Below are 22,614 nucleotides of genomic sequence, written 5' to 3'. Positions count from 1 at the left end.
CTTTTTTAGACTGTTTTAAAAAAGCAAAATGTTATTCTTTTTATATAACATCTTGGATTTTTTTTATTTAAGTATTTACACATTATTTTCTCATTTTTAAATTATACGTTTCTTTTCCTTACGTGCAATCGCCGGCATAATCATTCCTAATGCAATTAATACTATAGGTGTTAAGACATTCATAGCTAGTTGGAAGATATATTGACCATGATCTGCTGCATACTCGACCTTTGGTAACATTCCTAGTACACAAGCAAACGCTGTAAAAACGAAACACCATAACCCAATAATATAACCAATGACTGGATTTTTAACAAATTTATAATCAGAAGTAAATTTCTTATGTTGTTGATTTATCCACATATACGCTAAGAATACCCATAAATAACGCATTGGCATAACGATTGCATTTAAGCTTGTCATCCATTTTATAAGTTCTGTCATATTACCTATTCCAAGAGAAGGAACAACAATTAAAATTGAAACAAGTAACCCTGTAAAAAGATACCCATTAACAGGTGTTCCACTTTTATTAAGTTTAGATAATTTCTTAGGAATAAAATCATCATCTGCATCAGAAAGTAATATTTTAAGTGGAGCATCAATTGAAAAAGCCAGAGCTGAAACTTGAGCCATTGAATTGGCTACAGAATACAGTATCACGAAGAAACGACCAACACCATAGTAGTCACCTAACTTTGCAAAAGCTTGATAAGAACCATTAACCATCAAATCGTCAGGAATATTATTAGCATCAAATAGCATTCCCATAGCAATCGATCCTAGTAACGCGCAAACTGCAACCATTATTGCTAGAATAAGCATCCCCTTTGGGAACTCCCTTGAAGCATTTTTAGTACTATTGACATAGGGAGATATCTTTTCACAACCCCCTACAGCGAAAACTAACATTGAAATTGTCGTTAAATACGAAACATTTATTTTTGGAATATAAGTAGAAATATGAGTCATATTAGCAGTTTCACTAACCGATCCTCTTAATGCAGGCGCAGATACTGCTAAAATAATAAATAATATCGACATAATAAACATTGCTGTTCCGGCCATATTTCCGATCATTTTAAGAGTGGTTAACCCTTTAGAAGAAATCCATAAAAATAGTAAAAAGATAACTAGACATATGGCAGAAACGATTTTTGAATCGACAGTGTTAACAAAATCTCCATTACCTTGAATCAACCAACTCAGTGCTAATAAAATACCTTGTGGTTTTTGAGCGAGATAAGGAATGTGCACAACCCAATAAGTCCAAGCTGCATAATACGCCAAACGTTTCGTTGAGGTCGCGTGTATCCAAGACGATACTCCACCAGAAGCCTCTTTGAATGTAGACCCCAATTGACCTACACTTAACGTATATGGAACAAAGTAAAAAATCATGATTAAAATCCAGGACGTTACAACTGTCAGACCTTGTAACGCGTAATTGTTTACAACGTTACCAAGCCCCCAAACCGAAACAAATGCCATAAGTGCGATATTATACCAACGTAACTGCTTTTCGTTCATCACTAATCTCCCTTAATTCATTTTATAATACTCTTTAATTGTATAGGTTGACTGATTAAAATAGCGTTTGCAATGTTGTTTTTTAGCGTTTTTTCAGAATAAAACTTTGTGAAAAGAATTAATAACAAAAAAAGCAGATCAACATTTAATTGTTAATCTACTTTTTTGTTAGATATATATTTAAATAACACTAGCTATTATTTTGATGATACGCTGCATACACTTCTTGCTTTTTTAAGCCTCTTAATTTAGAAACTTTTTTTATTGCCTCTTTTGATGTTAGCCCTTCTTCTTCAACTAAACTATCAACATGTTCGACAACACTAAAAGCCGTCCACTCTATTTCAGCAGTCTGTTGCTCCTCTTCACTGGTGCCTTCTACTAAAATACAACATTCACCTTTAATATCATTTTCTTTAAGATAATCAGCTAATTCTTCCGCTGTCCCTCTTAAATACTCTTCATGTAATTTTGTAAGCTCTCGACATAACACAACTTGTCTGTTACCACCAAAAACCGTCGCTATATTTGCAAACGTTGCTTTAACTCGGTAAGGTGATTCATAAAAAATTAATGTCTCTTTTTTGTAAGCTAACTTTTCTAACGCTGCAACTTGCTCATTTTTCTTTCGAGGTAAAAATCCATAAAAAGTAAAACGATCAGCAGGAAGACCTGAAGCTACTAATGCAGTCACACCTGCTGTAGCACCAGGCAAGGCAATAACAGGAATACCTTGTTCTGCACAAGCTACCACAAGTTCATGACCCGGATCACTTATTGACGGCATACCCGCATCACTTACTTGCGCTATCACTTCTCCTGCTTCCATTCTTCTGATTAACTCAGGAATACGCTCTCGGTAATTATGATCGTGAAAACTAATTTGTGGGGTTGTTATTTCAAAATGGTTTAGTAACTTTTGAGTATTTCTTGTATCCTCACTAGCAATAACATCAGCTTCTGATAATTGTGCAACAGCACGAAATGTCATATCTTGTAAATTACCAATTGGTGTAGGGACTAAATACAATTTGCCTATTGGACCTAATTTATCAAAACTTTTTTGTTTACTCAGCATTATATTCTCCATCTTCTATGCATTTTTTATCTATAAGAAAAAACTGGCAGGCTAAGCCAACCAGTTTTAACGACGCTCACCATAAATGACATCTAAACAAAAGGCACATTCTTCATCATTTTCTCGGCGTGTTCCGTAACAAATATTACAAACATGAAAGCCTTCTTCATATATTTTTTCAAGATTTAAGCGAGATTTAGATAAGCCCTGCTTCTCTTCATCTTGTTCAGCAGTAGCTGCTTCTAATTCCATCAAACGCTCTCGTAAATGACGATTTTCTATTTCTAGATTAACGTTCTGTTCTGCTAATGTGTTAACGGCTTGTTGCATATCACTTAAACGCTTTATAATGCTTGTTAAGTCCGTTTCAATATTGCCGAACTCATCGCACAATGTTTTTTTATCCATCAGACTCTTCCTTTTTATCAGTGTCACGTTCACTCATTTTTTTCTTTTTATACGCTTTAATTTCATCATAATCATAGTCCAATGTCATATCTTTACCAAAAAGTCTCACTTTAACGACACGGTCTAATAAGTTCAAGCCGACTACTTTCCCCAAGCCTTCTGGCGTGTCTAACTCTTTACCATAATCTGGTAATTCACGCTTTGCTTCTTCGTATGTGTCATTTTCGTATTTCAAACAACACATTAAACGACCACATAGCCCTGAAATCTTTGTTTGGTTTAGAGACAAGTTTTGATCTTTTGCCATTTTGATTGAAACTGGGATAAAATCTCCTAGAAAAGTTGAACAGCACAACTGTCTGCCACACGGTCCAATACCACCTAGTAACTTAGCTTCATCTCTGATGCCAATTTGTCGTAACTCTATTCTAGTTTTGAATATAGCTGCCAAATCTTTTACTAGATTCCTAAAATCAATACGACCGTCTGCTGTAAATTGAAAAATCATTTTAGAACGATCGAAAGCATACTCAACATGAATAAGTTTCATTTCTAACTCATGTTCTGATATTTTCTTTTTAGCTACTGAAAAAGCAGCTTGCGCATCTTTTTGATTTTTTTCTTCTTTAGCGACGTCTTCTGGTGTTCCAATTCTAATAATTGGCTTTAATTCATCAGGAACATCTGATTCTTCGACCATTTTTGTTGGAATAGCAACCATACCAAGTTGCTTACTTTGTTGCGTTTCAACAAGTACTTTTTGATTATATGTGTAGACCTCATTTTTACGAGGTGTAAAATAATAAATATGACCGGATGTTCTAAAGCGAACACCTACAACTTCTACCATCAAATCCCCCTTATCTATCCATCTATTAATTTAATGGCTAATTGTTCGCAAACATTTTGGAAAGATACATTTGCTTCAATTTTTTGACGGCTTGTTAGAATTGTTTCCAATCCTACAAGTAATTTTTTTTGTGACCAGCGACTATTCCTTGATGTAGGTTGTGTACCTGTAATTTTTCGAGTTAGTTCTTCTCTGAAAAAAATAATGAGCATTTCAAATAATAAGGCCTGCTGATCTTTCTCTTTAAAAACTTTCACGATATATTGCTGTACATAGACCATAGCAAATAAATTATCTGCTAATATATAATCTACCCATTTAGAAACAGTTACTTTAGCTTCATTAAACCATTCATTTTGATAAAATTCAATAGCTTTAGATTGACTATTCGTCATTCTCGCTAAAAACTCAGCATCTTGAGATGAAATTCCTTCTGCTTTCAACGTTTCAACTAACAATTCTTTTGATAGCGGCATTAAGTGAAAAATTTGACATCTCGACTGAATAGTAGGGAGTATCCTAGCTTTCGACGTTGTAATGAACATAATAACAATTTGACCGTCAGGTTCTTCAATAAATTTTAATAAGCTGTTTGCCGCACTTACGGACATTTTTTCAGCTTCAGTAATGACTACTATTTTTTTTTGACCTTCCATACCACTTTTTGTAAATGTCGCTTTTATATCACGAATTTGATCCACTTTTATTGTTTGGCCATCGGGTATAATCGTAATCACATCTGGATGATCTCCCGCCAAAATTCGGGTACAGTTTATACATTCCCCACATGGTTTCTTATCATCCGATAAACAGAAAATTCCTTGACTAAACCATTCTACTAATTCTCTTTTTCCTGTACCCTCTGATCCTTCAAATAAATAAGCATGGGTTAAACGGTTCGCTTCTATACTAGCTTGTAGTTGTTCACATACGATAGGTTGTTTTTTTTGTATCAACATCTTAGAATTGATGGAAACTTTCTACTGGCAGAACAAACACTGTTGCTCCTCCGACTTGAACTGGAACTGGAACAGAGAAATAGTTATCCACAGTTGGGTCTAAACTAATTGGTGATGTCATGTATTGTTCTCTTGCTTGGCAGACTGTCTCGATAAGTGTCAATGTTTCAGAGACACGTTCTGATTCAATTCCGACGATAAACGTTGTATTACCTTCTTTTAAAAAGCCACCCGTTGTTGATAGTTTCGTTGCACGAATATTATTTTCTACAAACTCTTCTGATAATCGGTTACTATCTTTATCTTGTACGATTGCTAAAATTAATTTCATAATGTCTCCACCTTTCTATTGGTCGTACCTATTTAATTTATAAATTCAGGAAATCGTTCCTTAAGTCTATTAAAGCAAGTATTGGCAACTTCTTCAATAGATAAGCTACCATCAATTGTTAAAATTCTGTCGGGATTGTCTTTCACTAGCTCTAAATAGCCCGCTCTAACCTTTTTATGAAAATCTAAAGCTTCATTATCAAGACGATCCACTTCTGTTGTTTTTCTTCCTTTTGAAATTCTCTCTAAACCCAATTCTGATTCTACATCAATATATAGCGTCACATCTGGTGTTAGCCCATCACAAGCGAATTCATTAATACTCGCAATTTCTGACATCCCAATTTCTCGGCCTGCCCCTTGGTAAGCAAGCGAGCTGTCTACAAAACGATCACATAAGACAATTGCTTTTCTGTTAAGTGCTGGGATTACTTTTTCGACCAAATGTTGACGACGTGCTGCAGCATATAACAATGCTTCCGTACGTTCATCCATTTCCATATGTTTTGGATCCAAAATGATTGTTCTTATCTTTTCAGCTATGGGAATGCCACCTGGTTCACGGGTTAAAACCAACTCTTGTTTACTTGCCTTTTCAATCATAGGTGCTAATACTTGAATTAAACTTGTTTTACCGGCACCATCTGGCCCTTCAATTGTAATAAAAATACCTTTAGTCATCTCTAAACACTCCTAGCTTATTCCCGGTTTCCCTTAAATTTCACGTCTGCCTTCTACTGCTTTGAGTAAGGTTACTTCATCAGCATACTCAATATCACTACCTACTGATAAACCATGAGCCAAACGGGTTACTTTGATACCTGCTGGTTTAATCAAACGAGACAGATACATAGCCGTTGCTTCACCTTCTGTTGTAGCATTAGTCGCAATAATAACTTCTTTAATTTCATCATCATGTAGACGTTTGATTAGACTTGCGATATTAATATCATCTGGTCCTGTCCCATCCATCGGTGATAACACACCATGAAGAACGTGATACTGACCTTTATATTCTCTCATTTTCTCTAAAGACATCACATCTTTAGTCTCTTCCACAACCAATACAATACTTTTATCTCGTGTTTTATCCTGACAGATTTCACAAAGTGCCTCTTCTGTTATATTTCCACACGTTTCACAGTAATGTAGGTCGCGTTTCACACTAATCAGCGACTTAGCAAACTCATTAACGTCTTCTTCACGCATATCTAATGTGAAGAAAGCTAAACGGGTCGCTGTTTTAGCACCAATACCCGGCAGTCTCATGTAACTCTCTATTAATTTCGCAATTGGTGTTGGATAATGCATCGTAACCCTTCTTTCTTAACTGGACTTTTCTTCATAAAAAAACAGGAAGAACTCTTCCTGTTTCGACGGTTACTAGAATCCTGGCATGCCTTTTGTATATTTACCCATTGTGCGCTCTGTTTCTTTTTCAATCTTACCTAATGCATCGTTAACCGCAGTTAAAACTAAATCTTGTAACATTTCTGGATCTTCTGGGTCGATAATTTCAGGTTTAACTGTTAAATCAACCATTTTACGGTCCCCTGTAAATGTTACCTCTACTAAATCATTTGTTGCAACACCAGTAAATTCAGTTGCATTTAATGTTTCTTGTGCTGCCACCATTTCTTTTTGCATCTTTTGCATTTGCTTCATCATACCTTGCATATTTCCCATACCACGCATCATAATTCAATCACTCCTATTTTAAATTGTTTTTATTCGTTTAATTAATCATTTAAAACTTCTACAACATCTTCTCCAAATAGTTCGACCGCTGTATCGACAGCTGTTGTTTCTGTCTGGACTTGCTCAGCTTCACCTTCAATTTGAACATAGGCTCCTTCATCAGGGGCCTCTTGTTCATCTGACGGTGATGATGGCCGTTGATTAATGAAATCATTTCGTAAGCCTGCCCACTTATCAGAGGGAATACATACGATTGCTGGTTCAAATTGTAATAAGCGCTGTAACCCTTGCTTCGTATTAGTATGTAGCTCCGTGTCTTCACTAGCTCTTTGACACACAATTTCGTAATCAAAAGCTAAGACTAAGCCTTTTGGACTTGCTGCTACTGGTTGGCTGGCTTTTAACATCGCACGCTGTGTCACGGTTAACAATTGTAACAGCTCATCCCAGGCCTCTTGAACTTGAACCAACTGTGGCCGAGTCGCCTCATTTAACACTTGATACACTCGTTCTGTTGGTAAGCGGTACGATGACTTAGATGGTGATTTTTTAGGCGTCTCTTTTTTACTTGATTGAACCCCTTGCTGACTGCCTACTTCTTTAAATCTAGCTTCTAATTGGCTCATTCGTTCAAGTAATCCTTGTACCACCTCATCACTAACTGTCGGCGAGACCCCCACTGAATCTACCGGTGTTGCATCTAGCTGAGCTGGAGCAGTAGTTAAACTTCCAGCATTTGAAAGTTTAACTACTGCCACTTCCAAATAAATATCCGGATGGTTCGTAAATCTCACTTCTTTTTGTGTGTCACTTAAAATACTGATGTACTCGTAAATTAAAGCCGCTGGCATTTGGTCGCTCAACTCTTTAAATAAGTCCGTCATCATCCCATTTTGACTTATCAATAAGTTAGGAGCTTGCTGATACATCAACAAGTCGCGGCAATATAGAAGTAAATCTTCTAACATTCGGCTACTTTCTTTCCCTTCTGAAAGAAGAGCTTGTAACAATGTTAAGCCTTGCTCTGTTTCATGTTTGAAACAACTCGAAACCAACTGATCTAGACGTTCAGCCGTTAAACTTCCCGTTACTTTTAATGCTGTATCCGTCGTTAAGCGCCCTTCGCTAAAGGATAAGGCTTGGTCTAAAATACTTAAGGCATCACGCATACCACCTTCAGCTGCACGGGCAATCACAAATAAACTTTGCTCTTCGTACTCTACTGACATCTCTGTTAAGATATGTCCTAAATGAGTGACGATATCACTTGTATCAATCCGTTTAAAATCAAAACGTTGTGTTCTTGAAATAATCGTCAGCGGAATTTTATGCGGTTCAGTTGTTGCCAAGATAAAAATAACGTTACTCGGTGGTTCTTCTAATGTTTTTAACAAGGCATTAAACGCCCCTGTTGATAACATGTGGACCTCATCTATGATATACACTTTATACGTCGCTTGTGTTGGCGCGTATTTCACTTTTTCACGGATATCCCTAATTTCTTCGACACCGTTATTACTCGCCGCATCAATCTCAATAACATCATTGAGACGGCCTTCGGTTATCCCTTTACAAATATCACAGTCATTACACGGCTCCCCGTCTTGGTTATTCGGACAGTTGATCGCTTTAGCAAATATTTTAGCTGCACTGGTTTTCCCTGTCCCCCTAGGGCCTGTAAATAAATAAGCATGAGAGGTTTTGTTCTGAATAATCGCATTCTTTAAAGTTTGAGTCACCATTTGCTGACCGACAATAGTATCAAAACGCTGTGAACGCCAGACTCTATACAAAGCTTGATAAGACATTTTGCTCCCTCTCTTTCTTGAAATCACTAGTCATTATTATACGTTATCCACTGCTAAAATACTACTATTTCACTTATTTTAAAAATGAAATTTCAGAATCAAACTTCTAAAAAACGACCATTAAAATAGACACTTCTTTTTCAATCGTCTATCTATTATTAGGAGTGGTTGATATGATATAATAGCAATAAAATTTATTATAAAAAGGAGCGTTTACAATATGGGGTTAATTAAAGCAGGTCTTGATTCATTAAACGGAGGCTTAGCCGATCAGTGGCTAGAGGTCATCGAACCTTCCGATTTAAGTGATAAAACAGTGATGACTACAGGTATTCTAGCAAGAAAAGATGAACGCCGTGGCTCTAATAAAAAAGGTACTCCAGGTGTTATTACAGATGGTTCGGTTATCCGTGTCTATCCTAATACTATGATGTTACTTGTCGATGGTGGGAAAATTATTGACTATACTGCAGAGGAAGGCTACTACACTGTTGAAAATGATAAAGCACCTTCTATGTTTTCTGGTGGTTTAAAAGCGGCTATCAGCGAATCCTTTAGTCGTTTTAAATTTGGTGGAACAACACCGCAAAATCAACAGGTTATCTACATTAACCTACAAGAAATCAGAGGCATTAAATTCGGAACACCTACTCCTCTTAATTATTTTGATAATTTTTATAATGCTGAATTATTCTTACGCGCTCATGGGAACTATTCAATGCGCGTTGTAGATCCTATTTTATTTTATACACAAGTTCTTTCGAAATCAGCAACACATGTTACTATTGATGAAATCAACGAGCAATTCCTAGCAGAATTTTTAACAGCGCTCCAAACATCAATCAACCAAATGTCAGCCAACGGCGAACGTATCTCATACGTACCGTCTAAGAGTATGGAACTTAGCAAGTTTATGGCAGATGTTTTAGACGATGAGTGGAAAGCTAACCGTGGGATGGAAGTTGTATCTGTTGCCGTAGCTAGTATTTCTTACACAGATGATTCAACTGAATTAATCAATATGCGCAATAAAGGAGCTATGCTTGGCGACCCTTCTATCCGAGAAGGATTTGTTCAAGGGTCTATTGCAAGCGGAATGGAAGCTGCAGGCTCTAATGCAGCTGGAGCTACAACTGGCTTCATGGGAATGGGTGCTGGTATGAACGCTGGAGGTGGCTTCATGGGTGCTGCAAGTCAATCAAATCAACAACAAATGGCCGCTAACGCTGAAAAACAAGCTCAAGGTACTTCTGCTGATACATGGGAATGTCCAAAAGATGGTACTAAAAATACAGGTAAATTCTGTTCTGAGTGTGGCGAATCAAAACCAGTTCCTGTCTCTTCTACTGGTATTCAAATGAAATGTGGCGCTTGCGAACAAATCGTAACCATTTCTGGCTCAGTTCCAAAATTCTGTCCTGAATGTGGCCAACCGTTTCAAGGCTTACCTCTTTAAGAAAAAGCAGTAACTTACGCGACTTACTTTTATGCAAAGGAGGAATCCCATGAACGATGTTATCAGTCACAAGTGTCCTAACTGTGATGGTCCTTTACTCTTTGACCCAAAAGAACAAGATTTCCATTGTGAGTTTTGTTTAAGTCGTTTTTCAGAGTCTGACATTAAAGATTTTGAAAAACAACATACACCCCCTCTTACTGAGAAAGAAGATGACACGCATGAGTTAGATCCTAACGAGCCTCACTATAATGATGCTTCTTCTTCCAACACGGCACAAGATACTGTCTCAGAATCTGCCGAAGAGATGTCACTCTTTAATTGTCCAAGTTGCGGCGCTGAAATAGTAACAGACAGTACAACAGCTGCTACTTATTGTTATTATTGTCATAATCCTGTAGTTTTAGCTGGACGCCTTAACGGTAAATACTTACCAGAGTCCGTTTTACCTTTTAAAATTGAAGAAAAAGAAGCAATCTCTGCTTTTCTAGAATGGGGTCGAAAGAAATACTTCATCCCAAAAGATTTCTTTTCTAATTCTCAAGTTGAAAAGCTTACGGGTGTCTACTTCCCTTATTGGGTGACAAATGCCGACTTAAAAGGCGAACTTGAAGCCGAGGCTAATTCTATTAGTGTTTGGCATATGGGCGACTATGAATATACTCAAACAAAAAAATACCGATTGTACCGCAAAGGGAATATGGCCTTCCGTTCTCTTGTCAAAAACGCACTAAATAAAAATAGTTCTGTTACAATGGTTGAATCTGTTCAACCTTTTCCTATTGATGACGCTATTCCTTTTAAATCGCAGTATCTCTCTGGCTTCCAAGCAGAAAAACGGGATATTGAATATGAGGACTTAGCAGATACTATTCAAACTGAATTAAAAAATTATGCTGGAGCTACATTATCAGATACAGTTCATGGCTATACCACGGTTTATAATAAAAAAATTAAAAGTAACATCCAAAATGATGACCAACATTACGTTTTACTCCCTGTTTGGCTTCTCACTTATAAAAATCAGGATACCCCTTCACTAGAAGAAAAACCTTTTTACTACGCTATGAACGGCTATACTGGAAAAATCAGTGGGAAACTGCCTGTCAATAAAGTTAAATTAGCTTTAGCGTCTATTGGGTTAGGAACACTCGTTGCTGGTCTAATCATGTTAGGAGGTTACATGCTATGAGAAACTTATTTCGCTGGATGGTACTACTCGTCTTATCTTTATGTCTCTACTTGCCCAACGCGTTAAGCCAAGCTTATGCATCTGAGACAGTCATTGATCAAGCTGGCCTCTTCACTAAAGAGGAAATAACTGAGATTGATCAAGCTATTTCAACTTTTAAGACTGAAAATAAGATGGATGCCGTTGTCTTGACCACCGATAATGCAGAAGGAAAAAGTGCCATGGAAGTAGCTGATGATTATTACGATCAGCACAACTATGGGACTGGTCCTGATAAAAGCGGCTTCCTTTTCTTAATCGATATGGACAATAGAACATACTATATCTCTACTGCTGGTAAAATGATGTCTATTATTGATGGCAATAGACGTGAGAGAATGCTAGATCATGCCGAAAATGAGATGTATAGACAACAGTATGGTCAAGCTGCCTTGAGTATCTTAGAAGATATGACGACTTATGCCAGCCGTTACGATTATAATCAAGAAACCGGTCAACTGTCCCGAGTCAGAACATTAAGCCCTCTCAAAATTCTTATTGGTGGGGTCGTTGGTATTATCTCCGCTATTGCTTGCTATAGCTCTATTTTCAGTAAGTACAGTTTAAAACGTTCTACTTATAATTATGATTACCGTCAAAATGGTAGTCTGGAACTTTTAGATCGACAAGATCAGTTAGTCAATACCTTTACGACCTCACGATACGTTCCTCGTGCCAATTACGGGAATGGTAATCATACATCAGGTGGTGGCAATAGCCATGGTGGTGGCGGTCGCAGTTTTTAATAAAAAAAGAGATGAACGCTTATGGCGCTCATCTCTTTTTTAGTTTATTTCTTTACCTAATCCTAATTGACGTGCTTTATCAACAATTTTTTGTGCTGTTACACTATCTAGTACGGCTGATCCTACTGTTTTAAAAATGGTTAAATCTTCTTCTGCTTGGCGTCCTTTGACTTGTCCTAAAACTAATTGACCAAGTTCACCTGTATAAGCCTGTTCCGTTACCACACCATCTTTAATAGGGTCAATAAAATCACCAGCTTCTGCCATAACCCCTTCAGTCGTATCAAAAATGATACTATCAGCCACTTTAATAAGCTCTGCTGGGATTTCTTTCATAACAGGTGTATATGATCCTACACCATTAACATGCGCCCCTTTTTTAACGTCTACCGCATCAAATGTCGGCATCTTAGAAGTCGTAACCGTTGTGATAACATCAGCATCTGCTACTGTTTCCTTTGGTGTTTTTGTCGCTTTAAATGTCACATTTGGATATAATTTTGACACGGACTCGCAAAATACTTCTGCACGCTCAATATCTCGATCATAAACATTAATTTGTTTAAACTCTCTTACGGTTAACATCGCTTCTAATTGACTTTCTGCTTGTCCACCTGTACCAATTAATGCACCAATTTCAACAGATTTATTGGCCAATAAATCTGTTGCTGCCCCTTGAACTGCACCTGTTCTTAATTGTGTAAGATAGGTACCATCCACAATCGCATCAACCACGCCTGTTTCTGGATTTAAAACAATCATCGTTGCCGGTAAATTAGGAAGTCCTTTTTTATAATTATCAGGATACACAGATACTATTTTCACACCTAATGACGGTTCTGCTCCACCTGAATAAGCTGGCATGAATAAACTTTGTCCATTTTGCTCTTCTAAATTAAGATTCACTCTTAGTGGCACTTGTGTTTTTCCTTCTGTATACAAACGTAAGGCTTCTTTATCAGCCTCTATTGCCTCTTTCATAGTAAAACAATTTTGAATATCTTCTTTTGATAACACTAACATTTTATCTACCTCCTCTAAAATTACATGTCTCCCTTTAGCATACTATAGCACTTACAAATAATCATCTAAAAATCTATTATTAAAAAATAAAAAAAGAGCTACGATTTCTCGCAGCTCTTTTGAAAGTTCATATAAATGAGGCACATGGCGGCACCTACGTAGTGCTGCTTCCTTCCGGATCTGACACAATTAGTAAGCCCACCATTGCCCTAGCCTTGCGGCAAAATTAATTATATAACATTTCAACTTAAATTACTAGTCCTTTTGAACACTTTGTTTTATTGCTAAACTTCTTTTTCTATCACAGCTTGTTTGTCACGCTTCTTTTGTTTGTTCCGTTCTCTTAATTCTTTAAAAAAAGTCCGCAATAACTCACCACATTCCTCTTCAAGAATACCACTTTCCATATAAGGCTGATGATTAAAACGTTCATCAGCTAACAAATTCATTAATGATCCTGCCGTACCAGCTTTTGGATCCATCGCTCCAAAGTAGACACTCTCTAAACGAGCTAAGATAATCCCACCGCTACACATTGGACAAGGTTCAAGAGTCACAAAAAGTTGACACTCTTCTAAACGCCAGTTTCCTTTGTAGTGACACGCTTCTTTTATGGCTAGTAATTCCGCATGAGTGGTCGCATCTTGAGACGTTTCTCTTATATTATGACCTCTGCCGATAACCTTACCTTGATAGACTACAACAGCCCCGATAGGAACTTCTTTTTTCTCTTTAGCTTTCAAAGCTTCTTTTATAGCTTCTTCCATAAAAAAATATTTCTCTTCATCTGTTAATTTATTTTCCACGTTAAGTCATCCTACCTTACTTTATTTATCAACTGTTATTTGTAATTTATCATTCTTTTAAGTATACTATGTTCAACAGAAAAGATATAGATTAAGGGTGATTAAAATGGAACCAAGTCAACTAGAAATACTTTATCCTCAAGCAGAACATGTTGTTTCACCTAAAGATGAAAACCTTTTCGTGAATATACCTTTCAACGACCAATGGCTAAGTCTAGATAAGCAACACTTAAGCTCTACAGAAATTAAACTTTTGAATCAATTATTTTCTTCATCCGAAAAAGAAAATATAGATGGCACAAAACATCCCTGGTTTAATTTTTTATTTAAACAACAACCCCTAGAAGAACCTTCTGGAATTTACCGAGTTGTTCAATTTCAATTAATTAAAGAAATTACTGATAAAGGACGTCATTCTTGGTTAAAGGCTTTCTCTAGTATGTTTGAAAATGTAAGCGATGCTTTTTTTATTTCTAATACGTACGGCGTCCTTATTGAGAAAAAATCTAAGCAAAGTATTTCCCTAGAACAACTGGAAGGAATTCTTTTAACACTGGAATCTGACTTCTCTTGTAAAGTAAAAGCTTTCATGGGTAGTTTTTACAATTTTAGTGAAGGTTTTCCAAGATTTTTTCATGAAGAAAAAAATATTTTCGAACAAGAATTACCTCATATTAAAAGTAAAGCGGCTATCGCCTTACCACAAGTCGCTCTTCATTTTTTTACAAAAGACATGATTAATAATAGCTTAATCATGCAAGTGTTTGGTAGAAAACTAGCAGCTGATACTGAAATGAAAGAAATTATTATTTCCCTTTGGAATAACCAAGGAAATATAAGCTCCACAGCTAAAGAACTCTTTATGCATCGAAATACACTTCAATATCGTATAGAAAAATTCTATGAACAAACTGGATTACATTTAAAATCTATGGATGATCTCGTCCTAAGTTATTTGATTGTCAACTAAAAAAGAGCGAACATGTTATCATGTTCGCTCTTTTTTAATTATGTTCTATCATGTTAGCAACAAAACTACTTAACATTTCAACTACTTCATCTGTTGCCTCTCGAACTGATTTACCAGTCACTTTGATTTTATCCTTACCTCGTTCAACTTTATCAATTAAACTAACAATTTTTGCCACTTCAGAATCTGACATTTCTGATACCACATCCAATACCTCTTCATTACCATTTAATTTGTCATCAACAAATTGTTTCACTTGGTATCGGTTTTTCGTTCCTATAACTGATTCCTTAATTCTTTCAGACGCTATAATAGCAATCGATGTTCCTACTGCTGCACCAATCCCAAGACCTATTAACACTTTTTTTGATGTTTTCATGCTCTCAGCTCCTAACAATTTAGTCTACAGTTATTATAGCATTAATCACGTCTATCGCCGAATAATAAGACCAAACGAATCAATTGTAGTAATCCTGAAACAGCCGAAGCTACATAAGTCAATGCTGCCGCAATCAAAACATGTCTAACCATTTTTATTTCTGTATCATCTAAAATAGCCTGCTCTTCTATTATTTTAAGGGCACGACGCGATGCATTAAATTCAACTGGTAAAGTAACCACCTGAAAAATAAAAGCTGCAGAAAAAAAGAGAATCCCTAAGTTAATTAAAAATTGCCCAAAAAATAGCCCTGCCATAATCATTGGAAATGAAAGTTGTGACCCAAAATTAGCAATCGGAACCAACCAAGCCCTTAGTCTCAATGGAAAATATGAAACACTATCTTGAACTGCGTGCCCACATTCATGTGCTGCAACACCAACTGCTGAAACCGATGTTTGATTAAAAATTGGCTCAGATAAGTTCAGGGTTTTGTTAAACGAATTGTAATTATCCGTCAAATTACCACCTATAGGTCTAATAGTAACATGATTAATTTGATTAATATCTAGGATAAGTTGCGCTACTTCAGAGCCCGTATAACCTTTTTTATTACTAATGTTCCCGTACTTTGAGAATGTTTTTTGAACGTACGATGATGCAATAAAAGAAATCATCATCCCTATCACTATAAAAATGTACGTTTTATCATACATCAAATTCATTGCTGTATACATATTGATATACCTCCTTAAATAAACTTAAAATATGTTAAAAAAAACTGACCTAACAGGCTCAGTTTTTTTAGTGATTATATTTTTTTTACGAATTCTGATTTTAATTTCATAACACCAAAACCATCAATTTTACACTCAATATCATGACCAGTGTTCATATCCGGATCAATTAAACGAATATTTTTAACGTTAGTCCCTTTTTTTATAGCTGATGAGCTCCCTTTAACTTTTAAGTCTTTGATAACAGAAATTGAATCACCATCAACAATAACATTACCATTAGAGTCTTTCACAACAGCTTCCTCTTCTGTAGACTCTGTAGCTTCACCTGTCCATTCGTTTCCACACTCGGGACATACAAACATATTACGATCTTCATAAGCATACTCTGATTGGCATGCTGGACAATTCGGAATTGACATTTTAATTCTCCTATTCATACATTTTTTATACTTATAGATTAGCACATCCTTGCAAAAAAACCAAATACTGTTATTTTATACATAGAGCAATATTTTTTTGTTTATTTATTGTTCTTTTTTTGGTATTATTTCACCATTAGCACACATAATAAAACACAATAGGAACGTTATTAATACAAAGGTCATAACTTCTATATCGCTTTATTATTAACCTTCCTTATAAACTTCATGGTAACATTCGTGTCTAAAAAGTGTTATAATATTCTTACTATTTATGCAAAGGAGTTACTAATGAGAAATTTATTAGATACGTCTACTAAAAGACGTTTAGAGATCATTGAACAATTAAACTTAAACTCTAAATGGATCAGCTCGAATGACTTGGCCAAAAAAAATAATGCCTCATTACGAACTATTAATAGTGATATACAATACTTAAAAGAAAATGCTGAAGATTTCTTCACTATTGAAACATCTAAAAAAAATGGAGTCCGACTTAAAGCTCGTCCAAATAGCGACATTTCGCTTATATATAACCGCGTTATTAAAAGCAGCGATGCTTTTAATCTATTAGAAAAAATATTTTTTAATCCTAATGTTTTAATCGAAAATTGGGATGAAGAAATGTTTATCAGTGAATCTTCTTTATACCGTACAGCTGGACAACTTTCAAACTCTCTAAAAAGTTTTGATATAACACTTCAAAAACGTCCATGTCACTTGACTAATCATAACGAAGAAAACGTTCGCTCATTTTATACTAATTACTTTTCTGAAGTTTACGGTATTCATAATTGGCCTTTTACACTAGATAGACGACTTATTGTTAGGTTAGCGGAAGAACTTTATACTATTTTTGAGCATGCCTCAGATGAATTTTTAATCATTCAATTGACTTATCTTTTAGCTGTTAGTTTGGAACGGTATAAGCAAGGCTTTTTGATTAAATTATCAGATGACCAAAAAATCTCACGTAATCGTTATCAAAAATACATCAGCGAGTCTATTGGTCTGTCAACTACACTCGGAGAACTAGGTATTGAAATTACAGATGACTTAGTCAATGATTTAGTGAACTCTGTATACTTTTTAAAAGCTACATGGGTTACTAAAATAGATGAAAATCACTTGAAAAAACAATTTGATGAACTATTAAATAAAATTCAATACGACCTAGGTATTCAAATTGACAATCAAAGTAGAGCTGACGTTCACACTATTTTATTACTTATCCAATACAAACATACATTTTTCCCTTATACCGATTATATTTTATATGATCGGTATGAATTTAACAGTAATGCTATTAAAATAAATTACCCAGCGTACAACACAACCGTTACGTATCATCTAAAAGAGCTCGAGAAAGTAACCGGATTCCCTTGGCACAGTAAATTTAACAACAAAGTTCTATATTGGATGATGGTGAAGTGGAATAAACTGCCTACCTTATTAGAAAATAAGAAAAAAAGAGTCAATATTATGATTTTTAGTGACTTAGGATTACAACATGCTGAGCTATTACAAGATATGATTGAAAAAAATTTTAATAGCAAGGTTAATTTAACAATCTATAGAGGCTCCACAATCTTCCTTGAAGAAGTTAATCCTGATGAAATGAATCAATATGATTTTCATATTACAACTTTTTATCATGAACTGTTTCCTCCCCATAAAACAATTGTTGTTGAAGCAATCCCTTCGGATCAAGATTGGGGTAAAATCAGAAATGCCATCCATTCAATCTATCGATTTGACCCACAGACCAATAATCTTTAACTCTTAGCCAAAAGGAGGTGCTTCATGAGTGAGACTATTATGGAATTTATAAATATATTTTCTATCAACATTGCGATTATTATTAGCTCCATTCTTACCTACTACTTTATAACATTAAATATTGCAACTAAGCATGTAGATTCTAGCCTCTCACTCACTAGTTTTGACCCAGGTGATACTTTCTCTCCTGCAAAAAAAGTTCTTGGTGGGATTATTTTAGGGATAATTACTTTTATCCTTTCCTATAATAGGATTCCTGTAGCCGGCACCTCTTTTGGTATTGACATGAGTTATGCCTTAATCTATTTAGTGATTATCTATGGCACAACCTCTCAAGGTATTATCGCTATGGTTGTTTTAGAAATACTTAAAAGTATCTATCGGTTAATGACAAATCTAAGTCTCTCACCTATGGCTTGGCTAAATGGGATACTCTTTATTTGCATCATCGTAGCATTTTCTTATTATTTGAAACAAAAAAAATACACCATGATGAAGACCCATTTAATTTTTGTAACTGGTTTTCTTTTATTACGACTGACATTCTTTTCTTTCTATCTAAATAGTTTTTTTAATCCTAAAAAACTTATAGAATTCGGCTTTCACTTGATTGTCTATACCATAGTCTTTTTAATTACAACATTTATTATTAATATTGCTATTTCATTATCACAGTCTGTTAAAGTCTACCAAACTGCTGCTATTACAGATGAACTTACTGGTGTTTATAACCGCAGTGCTTTTAACTTTTTCATAGATTATCTTTCCGATTTAACTGAAAAAGACAGTACTACTGATTTCTCACTAGCACTAATTGATGTCGATCAATTCAAAGAAATAAATGATACATATGGTCATCCTGTTGGTGATCAAATACTCAAATTTATTAGCCATGAAATGCAAAACCTCTCACTTCCTGGCCAACACTATATCTGCCGTATCGGAGGAGATGAATTTGCTATTATTCATTACCAAACAATAAAAAAAGCGGAGAATTTTTACCAAGAACTATTCAAACGTCTTGAAAAAAATCCCTATATGGTAAAAGATCAATCGATTAACTTTTCTGTCTCTATTGGACTAACACATTTTGATAACCAACGTATTAATTCTAAAGAATTAATTGAAATTTCTGATAAAGCATTATACAAAGCTAAAAAGAAAAAAGGTAATAGCCTTATTATTTCTGATTCTGTATAAAAAAACCTTAAGATATCCTTATATCTTAAGGTTTTTTTAGCAAATTTACTTACGCTCTTGTGTATATTTATAGGCAGTTCCTAATGAAATATCACACTCTTCAGCAATTTGTCTCAATGTATATTTATTATTGTTATAAAGTGATTGAATTTTTTCAATTGTTTCTGGTGAAATACGAGGACGACCACCGATACGACCGTTTTTACGTGCTACTTCTAGACCACGAGATGTTCTTTCACGAATAATTTCTTTCTCCATTTTAGCCATTTTTTCAATCATAGCTGTATAGGTTACATCATCAAGGTGGGCTAACTCTTCAGGTTTTTTCAAGTTAATAAGTTGAACACCTTTTTCATTTAACTCTGCAATAAAATCTGACAATTGAATAATTGATTTTCCTAAACACAACATTTCAAATACAATTAATTTATCTCCAGCTTGCATCTCTTCTAAAGCATTTTCTAACTCAACATGTGGATGACTTGTTTCACTATATGTATCTGTTTCCAATACAATACGGTCACAGCTGTATTTTCCTAGTGCTTCTAATTGTGATGATAAATACTCTTTATCTTTTGTTGTGTACGCATATCCAATGATACTCATTTAAATCCGCTCCTTATTAAAATTCTATCGTTTATTTTTAGTAGTATGTAATTAATTTATCTGACAATTATTAGTATAAGTAACGTTGTGTTTATTTACTACTCCGTACTTTGCATATGCTTATGCAATTACTGACAAAAAATATATAGAAACTTTCAAACTCCTTGATATGACAATGTTTCTCTTTTTTATTTCTCTTTTTGCGTATGGATACGCAAAATACGATACGGTCATTTTATGAACATCTTTTGAACAATTTAAGCGTTTCTATAGACTGAACTTCAACTCATTTGTTAAACTGTTAAAGTAACTATAATGAATGTGAGGTATTTAAATGAAAAAACTACTCGTAATTAAAGCACATCCCTTTACTGGTGAGCAATCTACTTCTATGAAAGTTTTAGAAAAGTTCATGGATGTTTACCAAGCTGAGAATGCTAACACAGCGACTGTTCAACTTCTAGACCTTTATACAGAAGATATTCCTGAAATTGATCATACGTTATTAAGCGCAATGACTGCTCTTAAAACAGGTTCTGATTTTTCAGAGCTAACTGCTGAGCAACAAGCTAAAATGAACAGATTCAATGAATTGACTGACCAATTTTTAGATGCTGATCAAATCGTCATCGCTAATGCCCTTTGGAATTTAAATATTCCTACACGCTTAAAAGCATGGGTTGATACTATTAATGTTGCTAACAAAACATTCAAGTATACAGCGACTGGCCCTGCCCCCCTAACGGAAGGTAAAAAAGTCTTACATATCCAGTCTAATGGTGGCATGTATGATGGAAAAGATTTTGCCTCAATGTACCTTAAAGGAATCATGAATTTTGTTGGAGTCACTGATTATCATCAATTATTCATCGAAGCGATTGATCACCATCCCGAACAACGTGATGAAATCCTTGGTAAAGCATTAGACTCAGCAACTGCTATAGCTAAAGAATTTTAAAGAAAAAGCCTAACGTTAAACGTTAGGCTTTTCTTCTATTTCTAATTCAATTTCAACATCTTCATCTTCATACAATTTTGAAACAGTTCTATACCACTCATATAAGTGTGTTACAAGCACTTTCAAGGCGGCGTACCCTGGAATACCTATAATCACGCCAACCACTCCAAAAAGCTTACCAGCGGTTAATAACACAAATATAATAGTAACAGGATGTATTTTCAACTGACTTCCTAAAACGATTGGTGATACAAAGCGTCCCTCTATAACTTGTTCTAAGCCAAATACAATTAAAACCTTAATTAACATCGCAGGTCCACTTACAAGAGCAAGTAATAGAGCTGGAATCATTGCAATAGCCGAACCAATGTATGGAATTAAATTCAAAAATCCAGCAAAAATACCTAATGTTACACTATAATCTAATCCAATAATACTAAAACCAATTATAAACATGACAGCAACTGCAAAAGCAACGGTTAATTGTCCTCTAATATATTGTGAAACTTGTTTGTTAATATCAACCAAAACTTTTTTTGTTGGTTTCCTTGCTTTAGTCGGTAGTAACTTAACAAAGGAGTCACCTAAACCTTTTCCATCTTTAAGCAGATAAAATAAAATAAAAGGTGTTGTCACAACTGCTACAACTACATTAGCAACTGTTCCGATAAAACTCCCTAATCCAGATACTGTATTTTTAGAAATACCTTTAACAATTGAACCTACACTTTCGAATATATTATCCGTAATCTGTTCCAATTGTTCAGCATATTGACTAAAAATAGGCTGACTTATAAATTCATTTGTTTTAGATTCTATAACCTTCCAATAATTCGGCCAATTGTTTGCGAAACTCATTGTTTGGTCTTGTATTTTAGGAATAAGGATAACAATTCCCCACGTAATTAACGCAATAATTCCTATAAAAATAAGTGTAATACTCATCACGCGCGATAATCCTTGTTTTTCTAAAGCGTTAACCAATGGGTTCAAGAAATAATAAAGTAAACCGCCAAACAAAATCGGCAGTCCTACTATACTAAGGAATTCCCAAACTGGTGAAAAAACATAAGATACCTTTGAAAAAACTAAAATATTTAATAGCACTAACAATATAACTAGTAACGCTGTTACAGCTTGGTTATTTAAAAACCATTTCCAAAACCAAGATAACTTACTCTTATCATCATGCTTCTCTTCCATCAGAGCACCTCCTATTTACAGTATGATACAGTGGAACCTATTTTTAAATCTGGTATTACATTAGATGCCAAATATATAGCACTAGCAATCTCATGTTCCTGTTTATTTTCTCCGAAGAACATTGTTATATGACCAAATTCTTTAAGTTGTTGAGTAGCTAATGACCCTACTTTAGCGATTTTATAACTAACTTCATCCACTAAAATCGTGTCTCCCTTTTCTATTACATAGCTTTCATCTTCTATGATTATTTCTTGTATAATAGAAACATTTTTTAATTCTGGTGTCGCTGTTTCCCCAAAGAAAATCAATAGAGACTCTCCAGGTGTTACTGCTTCCTTACCGATTTCCAATACTTCTGTTTTAATCATTTAAATCCCTCAATTCATAGAATTTTTTCTATCTTTATTGTATCATAATTTACAAAATACGTTAGT

At 35.0% G+C, this 22,614-nt stretch carries 25 protein-coding genes and 1 other RNA gene; 7 read left to right on the top strand and 19 right to left on the bottom strand.

Annotation, left to right across the window (positions count from 1 at the left end; all coding sequences use genetic code 11):
* Window positions 1–96 precede the first annotated feature (96 nt).
* From OL233_RS00280 to dnaX, 10 genes are all read right to left on the bottom strand, one after another.
* On the bottom strand, window positions 97–1,530 hold the full coding sequence (locus OL233_RS00280) for an APC family permease (RefSeq protein ID WP_275470382.1): 1,434 nt from the start codon (window positions 1,528–1,530) through the stop codon (window positions 97–99).
* Window positions 1,531–1,720: 190 nt separating this feature from the next.
* Window positions 1,721–2,605, bottom strand: a complete 885-nt coding sequence (rsmI, locus tag OL233_RS00275) for a 16S rRNA (cytidine(1402)-2'-O)-methyltransferase (protein ID WP_275470818.1) — start codon at window positions 2,603–2,605, stop codon at window positions 1,721–1,723.
* A gap of 69 nt (window positions 2,606–2,674) precedes the next feature.
* Window positions 2,675–3,016 carry a DNA replication initiation control protein YabA gene (locus OL233_RS00270; RefSeq protein WP_126831099.1) on the bottom strand — a complete coding sequence of 114 codons (342 nt, stop codon included), beginning with the start codon at window positions 3,014–3,016 and terminating at the stop codon, window positions 2,675–2,677.
* Entirely contained in the window at window positions 3,009–3,866 is an 858-nt protein-coding gene (locus OL233_RS00265; protein ID WP_275470381.1) for a PSP1 domain-containing protein, read from the bottom strand. The genes OL233_RS00270 and OL233_RS00265 overlap by 8 nt, the downstream gene beginning before the upstream one ends.
* Window positions 3,867–3,880: 14 nt before the next feature.
* Window positions 3,881–4,825, bottom strand: a complete 945-nt coding sequence (gene holB, locus OL233_RS00260; RefSeq protein WP_275470380.1) for a DNA polymerase III subunit delta' — start codon at window positions 4,823–4,825, stop codon at window positions 3,881–3,883.
* Between the two features lies 1 nt (window position 4,826).
* The gene (gene darA / locus OL233_RS00255; protein WP_275470379.1) at window positions 4,827–5,156 is read right to left on the bottom strand and encodes a cyclic di-AMP receptor DarA; all 330 of its coding nucleotides are present in this window, start codon (window positions 5,154–5,156) and stop codon (window positions 4,827–4,829) included.
* 32 nt (window positions 5,157–5,188) lie between these two features.
* On the bottom strand, window positions 5,189–5,836 hold the full coding sequence (gene tmk, locus OL233_RS00250; RefSeq protein WP_275470378.1) for a dTMP kinase: 648 nt from the start codon (window positions 5,834–5,836) through the stop codon (window positions 5,189–5,191).
* 33 nt (window positions 5,837–5,869) lie between these two features.
* A complete protein-coding gene (gene recR / locus OL233_RS00245) occupies window positions 5,870–6,466 on the bottom strand; it encodes a recombination mediator RecR (RefSeq protein ID WP_275470377.1) in 597 nt (198 codons plus the stop codon).
* Between the two features lie 72 nt (window positions 6,467–6,538).
* Window positions 6,539–6,853, bottom strand: a complete 315-nt coding sequence (locus tag OL233_RS00240) for a YbaB/EbfC family nucleoid-associated protein (protein ID WP_275470376.1) — start codon at window positions 6,851–6,853, stop codon at window positions 6,539–6,541.
* Between the two features lie 41 nt (window positions 6,854–6,894).
* Window positions 6,895–8,661 carry a DNA polymerase III subunit gamma/tau gene (gene dnaX / locus OL233_RS00235; protein WP_275470375.1) on the bottom strand — a complete coding sequence of 589 codons (1,767 nt, stop codon included), beginning with the start codon at window positions 8,659–8,661 and terminating at the stop codon, window positions 6,895–6,897.
* 220 nt (window positions 8,662–8,881) lie between these two features.
* Here dnaX and OL233_RS00230 point away from each other — a divergent pair, with 220 nt between their 5' ends.
* Genes OL233_RS00230 through OL233_RS00220 form a run of 3 tightly spaced genes read left to right on the top strand, consistent with a single transcriptional unit; the run spans window position 8,882 to window position 12,094 of the window.
* Window positions 8,882–10,117: an SPFH domain-containing protein gene (locus OL233_RS00230; RefSeq protein WP_275470374.1), complete on the top strand. Its 1,236-nt coding sequence runs from the start codon at window positions 8,882–8,884 to the stop codon at window positions 10,115–10,117.
* Window positions 10,118–10,166: 49 nt separating this feature from the next.
* A complete protein-coding gene (locus OL233_RS00225; protein ID WP_275470373.1) occupies window positions 10,167–11,309 on the top strand; it encodes a TFIIB-type zinc ribbon-containing protein in 1,143 nt (380 codons plus the stop codon).
* Entirely contained in the window at window positions 11,306–12,094 is a 789-nt protein-coding gene (locus OL233_RS00220) for a TPM domain-containing protein (RefSeq protein ID WP_275470372.1), read from the top strand. The genes OL233_RS00225 and OL233_RS00220 overlap by 4 nt, the downstream gene beginning before the upstream one ends.
* A 39-nt stretch (window positions 12,095–12,133) precedes the next feature.
* On the opposite strand, the gene OL233_RS00215 is transcribed toward OL233_RS00220, so the two are convergent.
* The 3 genes from OL233_RS00215 to tadA form a co-directional block, all read right to left on the bottom strand.
* On the bottom strand, window positions 12,134–13,117 hold the full coding sequence (locus OL233_RS00215) for an ornithine cyclodeaminase family protein (RefSeq protein ID WP_275470371.1): 984 nt from the start codon (window positions 13,115–13,117) through the stop codon (window positions 12,134–12,136).
* A 122-nt stretch (window positions 13,118–13,239) separates the two neighbouring features.
* Window positions 13,240–13,338, bottom strand: an RNA gene (gene ffs / locus OL233_RS00210) — signal recognition particle sRNA small type.
* 63 nt (window positions 13,339–13,401) lie between these two features.
* The gene (gene tadA / locus OL233_RS00205) at window positions 13,402–13,884 is read right to left on the bottom strand and encodes a tRNA adenosine(34) deaminase TadA (protein WP_275470817.1); all 483 of its coding nucleotides are present in this window, start codon (window positions 13,882–13,884) and stop codon (window positions 13,402–13,404) included.
* 145 nt (window positions 13,885–14,029) lie between these two features.
* Between tadA and OL233_RS00200 the strand changes: the two genes are divergently transcribed.
* Window positions 14,030–14,893, top strand: a complete 864-nt coding sequence (locus OL233_RS00200) for a helix-turn-helix domain-containing protein (protein WP_275470370.1) — start codon at window positions 14,030–14,032, stop codon at window positions 14,891–14,893.
* A 34-nt stretch (window positions 14,894–14,927) separates the two neighbouring features.
* Here the strand turns inward: OL233_RS00200 and OL233_RS00195 are convergent, their stop codons facing one another.
* The 3 genes from OL233_RS00195 to OL233_RS00185 all read right to left on the bottom strand — a co-directional run bounded on the left by OL233_RS00195 (window position 14,928) and on the right by OL233_RS00185 (window position 16,431).
* Entirely contained in the window at window positions 14,928–15,272 is a 345-nt protein-coding gene (locus OL233_RS00195) for a hypothetical protein (protein ID WP_275470369.1), read from the bottom strand.
* 41 nt (window positions 15,273–15,313) lie between these two features.
* Window positions 15,314–16,009: a zinc metallopeptidase gene (locus OL233_RS00190; protein WP_275470368.1), complete on the bottom strand. Its 696-nt coding sequence runs from the start codon at window positions 16,007–16,009 to the stop codon at window positions 15,314–15,316.
* 74 nt (window positions 16,010–16,083) lie between these two features.
* Window positions 16,084–16,431 carry a zinc ribbon domain-containing protein YjdM gene (locus OL233_RS00185; RefSeq protein WP_275470367.1) on the bottom strand — a complete coding sequence of 116 codons (348 nt, stop codon included), beginning with the start codon at window positions 16,429–16,431 and terminating at the stop codon, window positions 16,084–16,086.
* A 291-nt stretch (window positions 16,432–16,722) separates the two neighbouring features.
* Between OL233_RS00185 and OL233_RS00180 the strand changes: the two genes are divergently transcribed.
* Together OL233_RS00180 and OL233_RS00175 are read left to right on the top strand one after the other, a co-directional pair.
* A complete protein-coding gene (locus tag OL233_RS00180) occupies window positions 16,723–18,210 on the top strand; it encodes an AcpB/EbpR/MafR family transcriptional regulator (protein WP_275470366.1) in 1,488 nt (495 codons plus the stop codon).
* Window positions 18,211–18,234: 24 nt separating this feature from the next.
* Window positions 18,235–19,410, top strand: coding sequence for a GGDEF domain-containing protein (locus tag OL233_RS00175; RefSeq protein ID WP_275470365.1), 1,176 nt, complete (start codon window positions 18,235–18,237; stop codon window positions 19,408–19,410).
* Window positions 19,411–19,455: 45 nt separating this feature from the next.
* On the opposite strand, the gene OL233_RS00170 is transcribed toward OL233_RS00175, so the two are convergent.
* Window positions 19,456–20,016, bottom strand: a complete 561-nt coding sequence (locus tag OL233_RS00170) for a recombinase family protein (protein WP_126831117.1) — start codon at window positions 20,014–20,016, stop codon at window positions 19,456–19,458.
* Between the two features lie 334 nt (window positions 20,017–20,350).
* Here OL233_RS00170 and OL233_RS00165 point away from each other — a divergent pair, with 334 nt between their 5' ends.
* The gene (locus OL233_RS00165; protein WP_275470364.1) at window positions 20,351–20,974 is read left to right on the top strand and encodes an FMN-dependent NADH-azoreductase; all 624 of its coding nucleotides are present in this window, start codon (window positions 20,351–20,353) and stop codon (window positions 20,972–20,974) included.
* 15 nt (window positions 20,975–20,989) lie between these two features.
* On the opposite strand, the gene OL233_RS00160 is transcribed toward OL233_RS00165, so the two are convergent.
* On the bottom strand, window positions 20,990–22,177 hold the full coding sequence (locus OL233_RS00160; protein WP_275470363.1) for an AI-2E family transporter: 1,188 nt from the start codon (window positions 22,175–22,177) through the stop codon (window positions 20,990–20,992).
* An 11-nt stretch (window positions 22,178–22,188) separates the two neighbouring features.
* On the bottom strand, window positions 22,189–22,548 hold the full coding sequence (locus tag OL233_RS00155) for a PTS glucitol/sorbitol transporter subunit IIA (RefSeq protein ID WP_275470362.1): 360 nt from the start codon (window positions 22,546–22,548) through the stop codon (window positions 22,189–22,191).
* Window positions 22,549–22,614: the final 66 nt, after the last annotated feature.

It is taken from the genome of Vagococcus proximus (assembly GCF_029143285.1).
GTDB classification, from domain to species: Bacteria; Bacillota; Bacilli; order Lactobacillales; family Vagococcaceae; genus Vagococcus_D; species Vagococcus_D proximus.
Note: the sequence above shows the minus strand (reverse complement) of the source record. Positions and strands in the feature narration are given on the sequence as shown.

Coding starts and splice junctions, on each gene's coding strand:
- OL233_RS00280 (WP_275470382.1), bottom strand. CDS start 1,530: ATGAACGAAAAGCAGTTACGTTGGTATAATATCGCACTTATGGCATTT.
- OL233_RS00270 (WP_126831099.1), bottom strand. CDS start 3,016: ATGGATAAAAAAACATTGTGCGATGAGTTCGGCAATATTGAAACGGAC.
- OL233_RS00265 (WP_275470381.1), bottom strand. CDS start 3,866: ATGGTAGAAGTTGTAGGTGTTCGCTTTAGAACATCCGGTCATATTTAT.
- holB (WP_275470380.1), bottom strand. CDS start 4,825: ATGTTGATACAAAAAAAACAACCTATCGTATGTGAACAACTACAAGCT.
- darA (WP_275470379.1), bottom strand. CDS start 5,156: ATGAAATTAATTTTAGCAATCGTACAAGATAAAGATAGTAACCGATTA.
- tmk (WP_275470378.1), bottom strand. CDS start 5,836: ATGACTAAAGGTATTTTTATTACAATTGAAGGGCCAGATGGTGCCGGT.
- recR (WP_275470377.1), bottom strand. CDS start 6,466: ATGCATTATCCAACACCAATTGCGAAATTAATAGAGAGTTACATGAGA.
- OL233_RS00240 (WP_275470376.1), bottom strand. CDS start 6,853: ATGATGCGTGGTATGGGAAATATGCAAGGTATGATGAAGCAAATGCAA.
- dnaX (WP_275470375.1), bottom strand. CDS start 8,661: ATGTCTTATCAAGCTTTGTATAGAGTCTGGCGTTCACAGCGTTTTGAT.
- OL233_RS00230 (WP_275470374.1), top strand. CDS start 8,882: ATGGGGTTAATTAAAGCAGGTCTTGATTCATTAAACGGAGGCTTAGCC.
- OL233_RS00225 (WP_275470373.1), top strand. CDS start 10,167: ATGAACGATGTTATCAGTCACAAGTGTCCTAACTGTGATGGTCCTTTA.
- OL233_RS00220 (WP_275470372.1), top strand. CDS start 11,306: ATGAGAAACTTATTTCGCTGGATGGTACTACTCGTCTTATCTTTATGT.
- OL233_RS00215 (WP_275470371.1), bottom strand. CDS start 13,117: ATGTTAGTGTTATCAAAAGAAGATATTCAAAATTGTTTTACTATGAAA.
- tadA (WP_275470817.1), bottom strand. CDS start 13,884: ATGGAAGAAGCTATAAAAGAAGCTTTGAAAGCTAAAGAGAAAAAAGAA.
- OL233_RS00200 (WP_275470370.1), top strand. CDS start 14,030: ATGGAACCAAGTCAACTAGAAATACTTTATCCTCAAGCAGAACATGTT.
- OL233_RS00195 (WP_275470369.1), bottom strand. CDS start 15,272: ATGAAAACATCAAAAAAAGTGTTAATAGGTCTTGGGATTGGTGCAGCA.
- OL233_RS00190 (WP_275470368.1), bottom strand. CDS start 16,009: ATGTATACAGCAATGAATTTGATGTATGATAAAACGTACATTTTTATA.
- OL233_RS00185 (WP_275470367.1), bottom strand. CDS start 16,431: ATGTCAATTCCGAATTGTCCAGCATGCCAATCAGAGTATGCTTATGAA.
- OL233_RS00180 (WP_275470366.1), top strand. CDS start 16,723: ATGAGAAATTTATTAGATACGTCTACTAAAAGACGTTTAGAGATCATT.
- OL233_RS00175 (WP_275470365.1), top strand. CDS start 18,235: ATGAGTGAGACTATTATGGAATTTATAAATATATTTTCTATCAACATT.
- OL233_RS00170 (WP_126831117.1), bottom strand. CDS start 20,016: ATGAGTATCATTGGATATGCGTACACAACAAAAGATAAAGAGTATTTA.
- OL233_RS00165 (WP_275470364.1), top strand. CDS start 20,351: ATGAAAAAACTACTCGTAATTAAAGCACATCCCTTTACTGGTGAGCAA.
- OL233_RS00160 (WP_275470363.1), bottom strand. CDS start 22,177: ATGGAAGAGAAGCATGATGATAAGAGTAAGTTATCTTGGTTTTGGAAA.
- OL233_RS00155 (WP_275470362.1), bottom strand. CDS start 22,548: ATGATTAAAACAGAAGTATTGGAAATCGGTAAGGAAGCAGTAACACCT.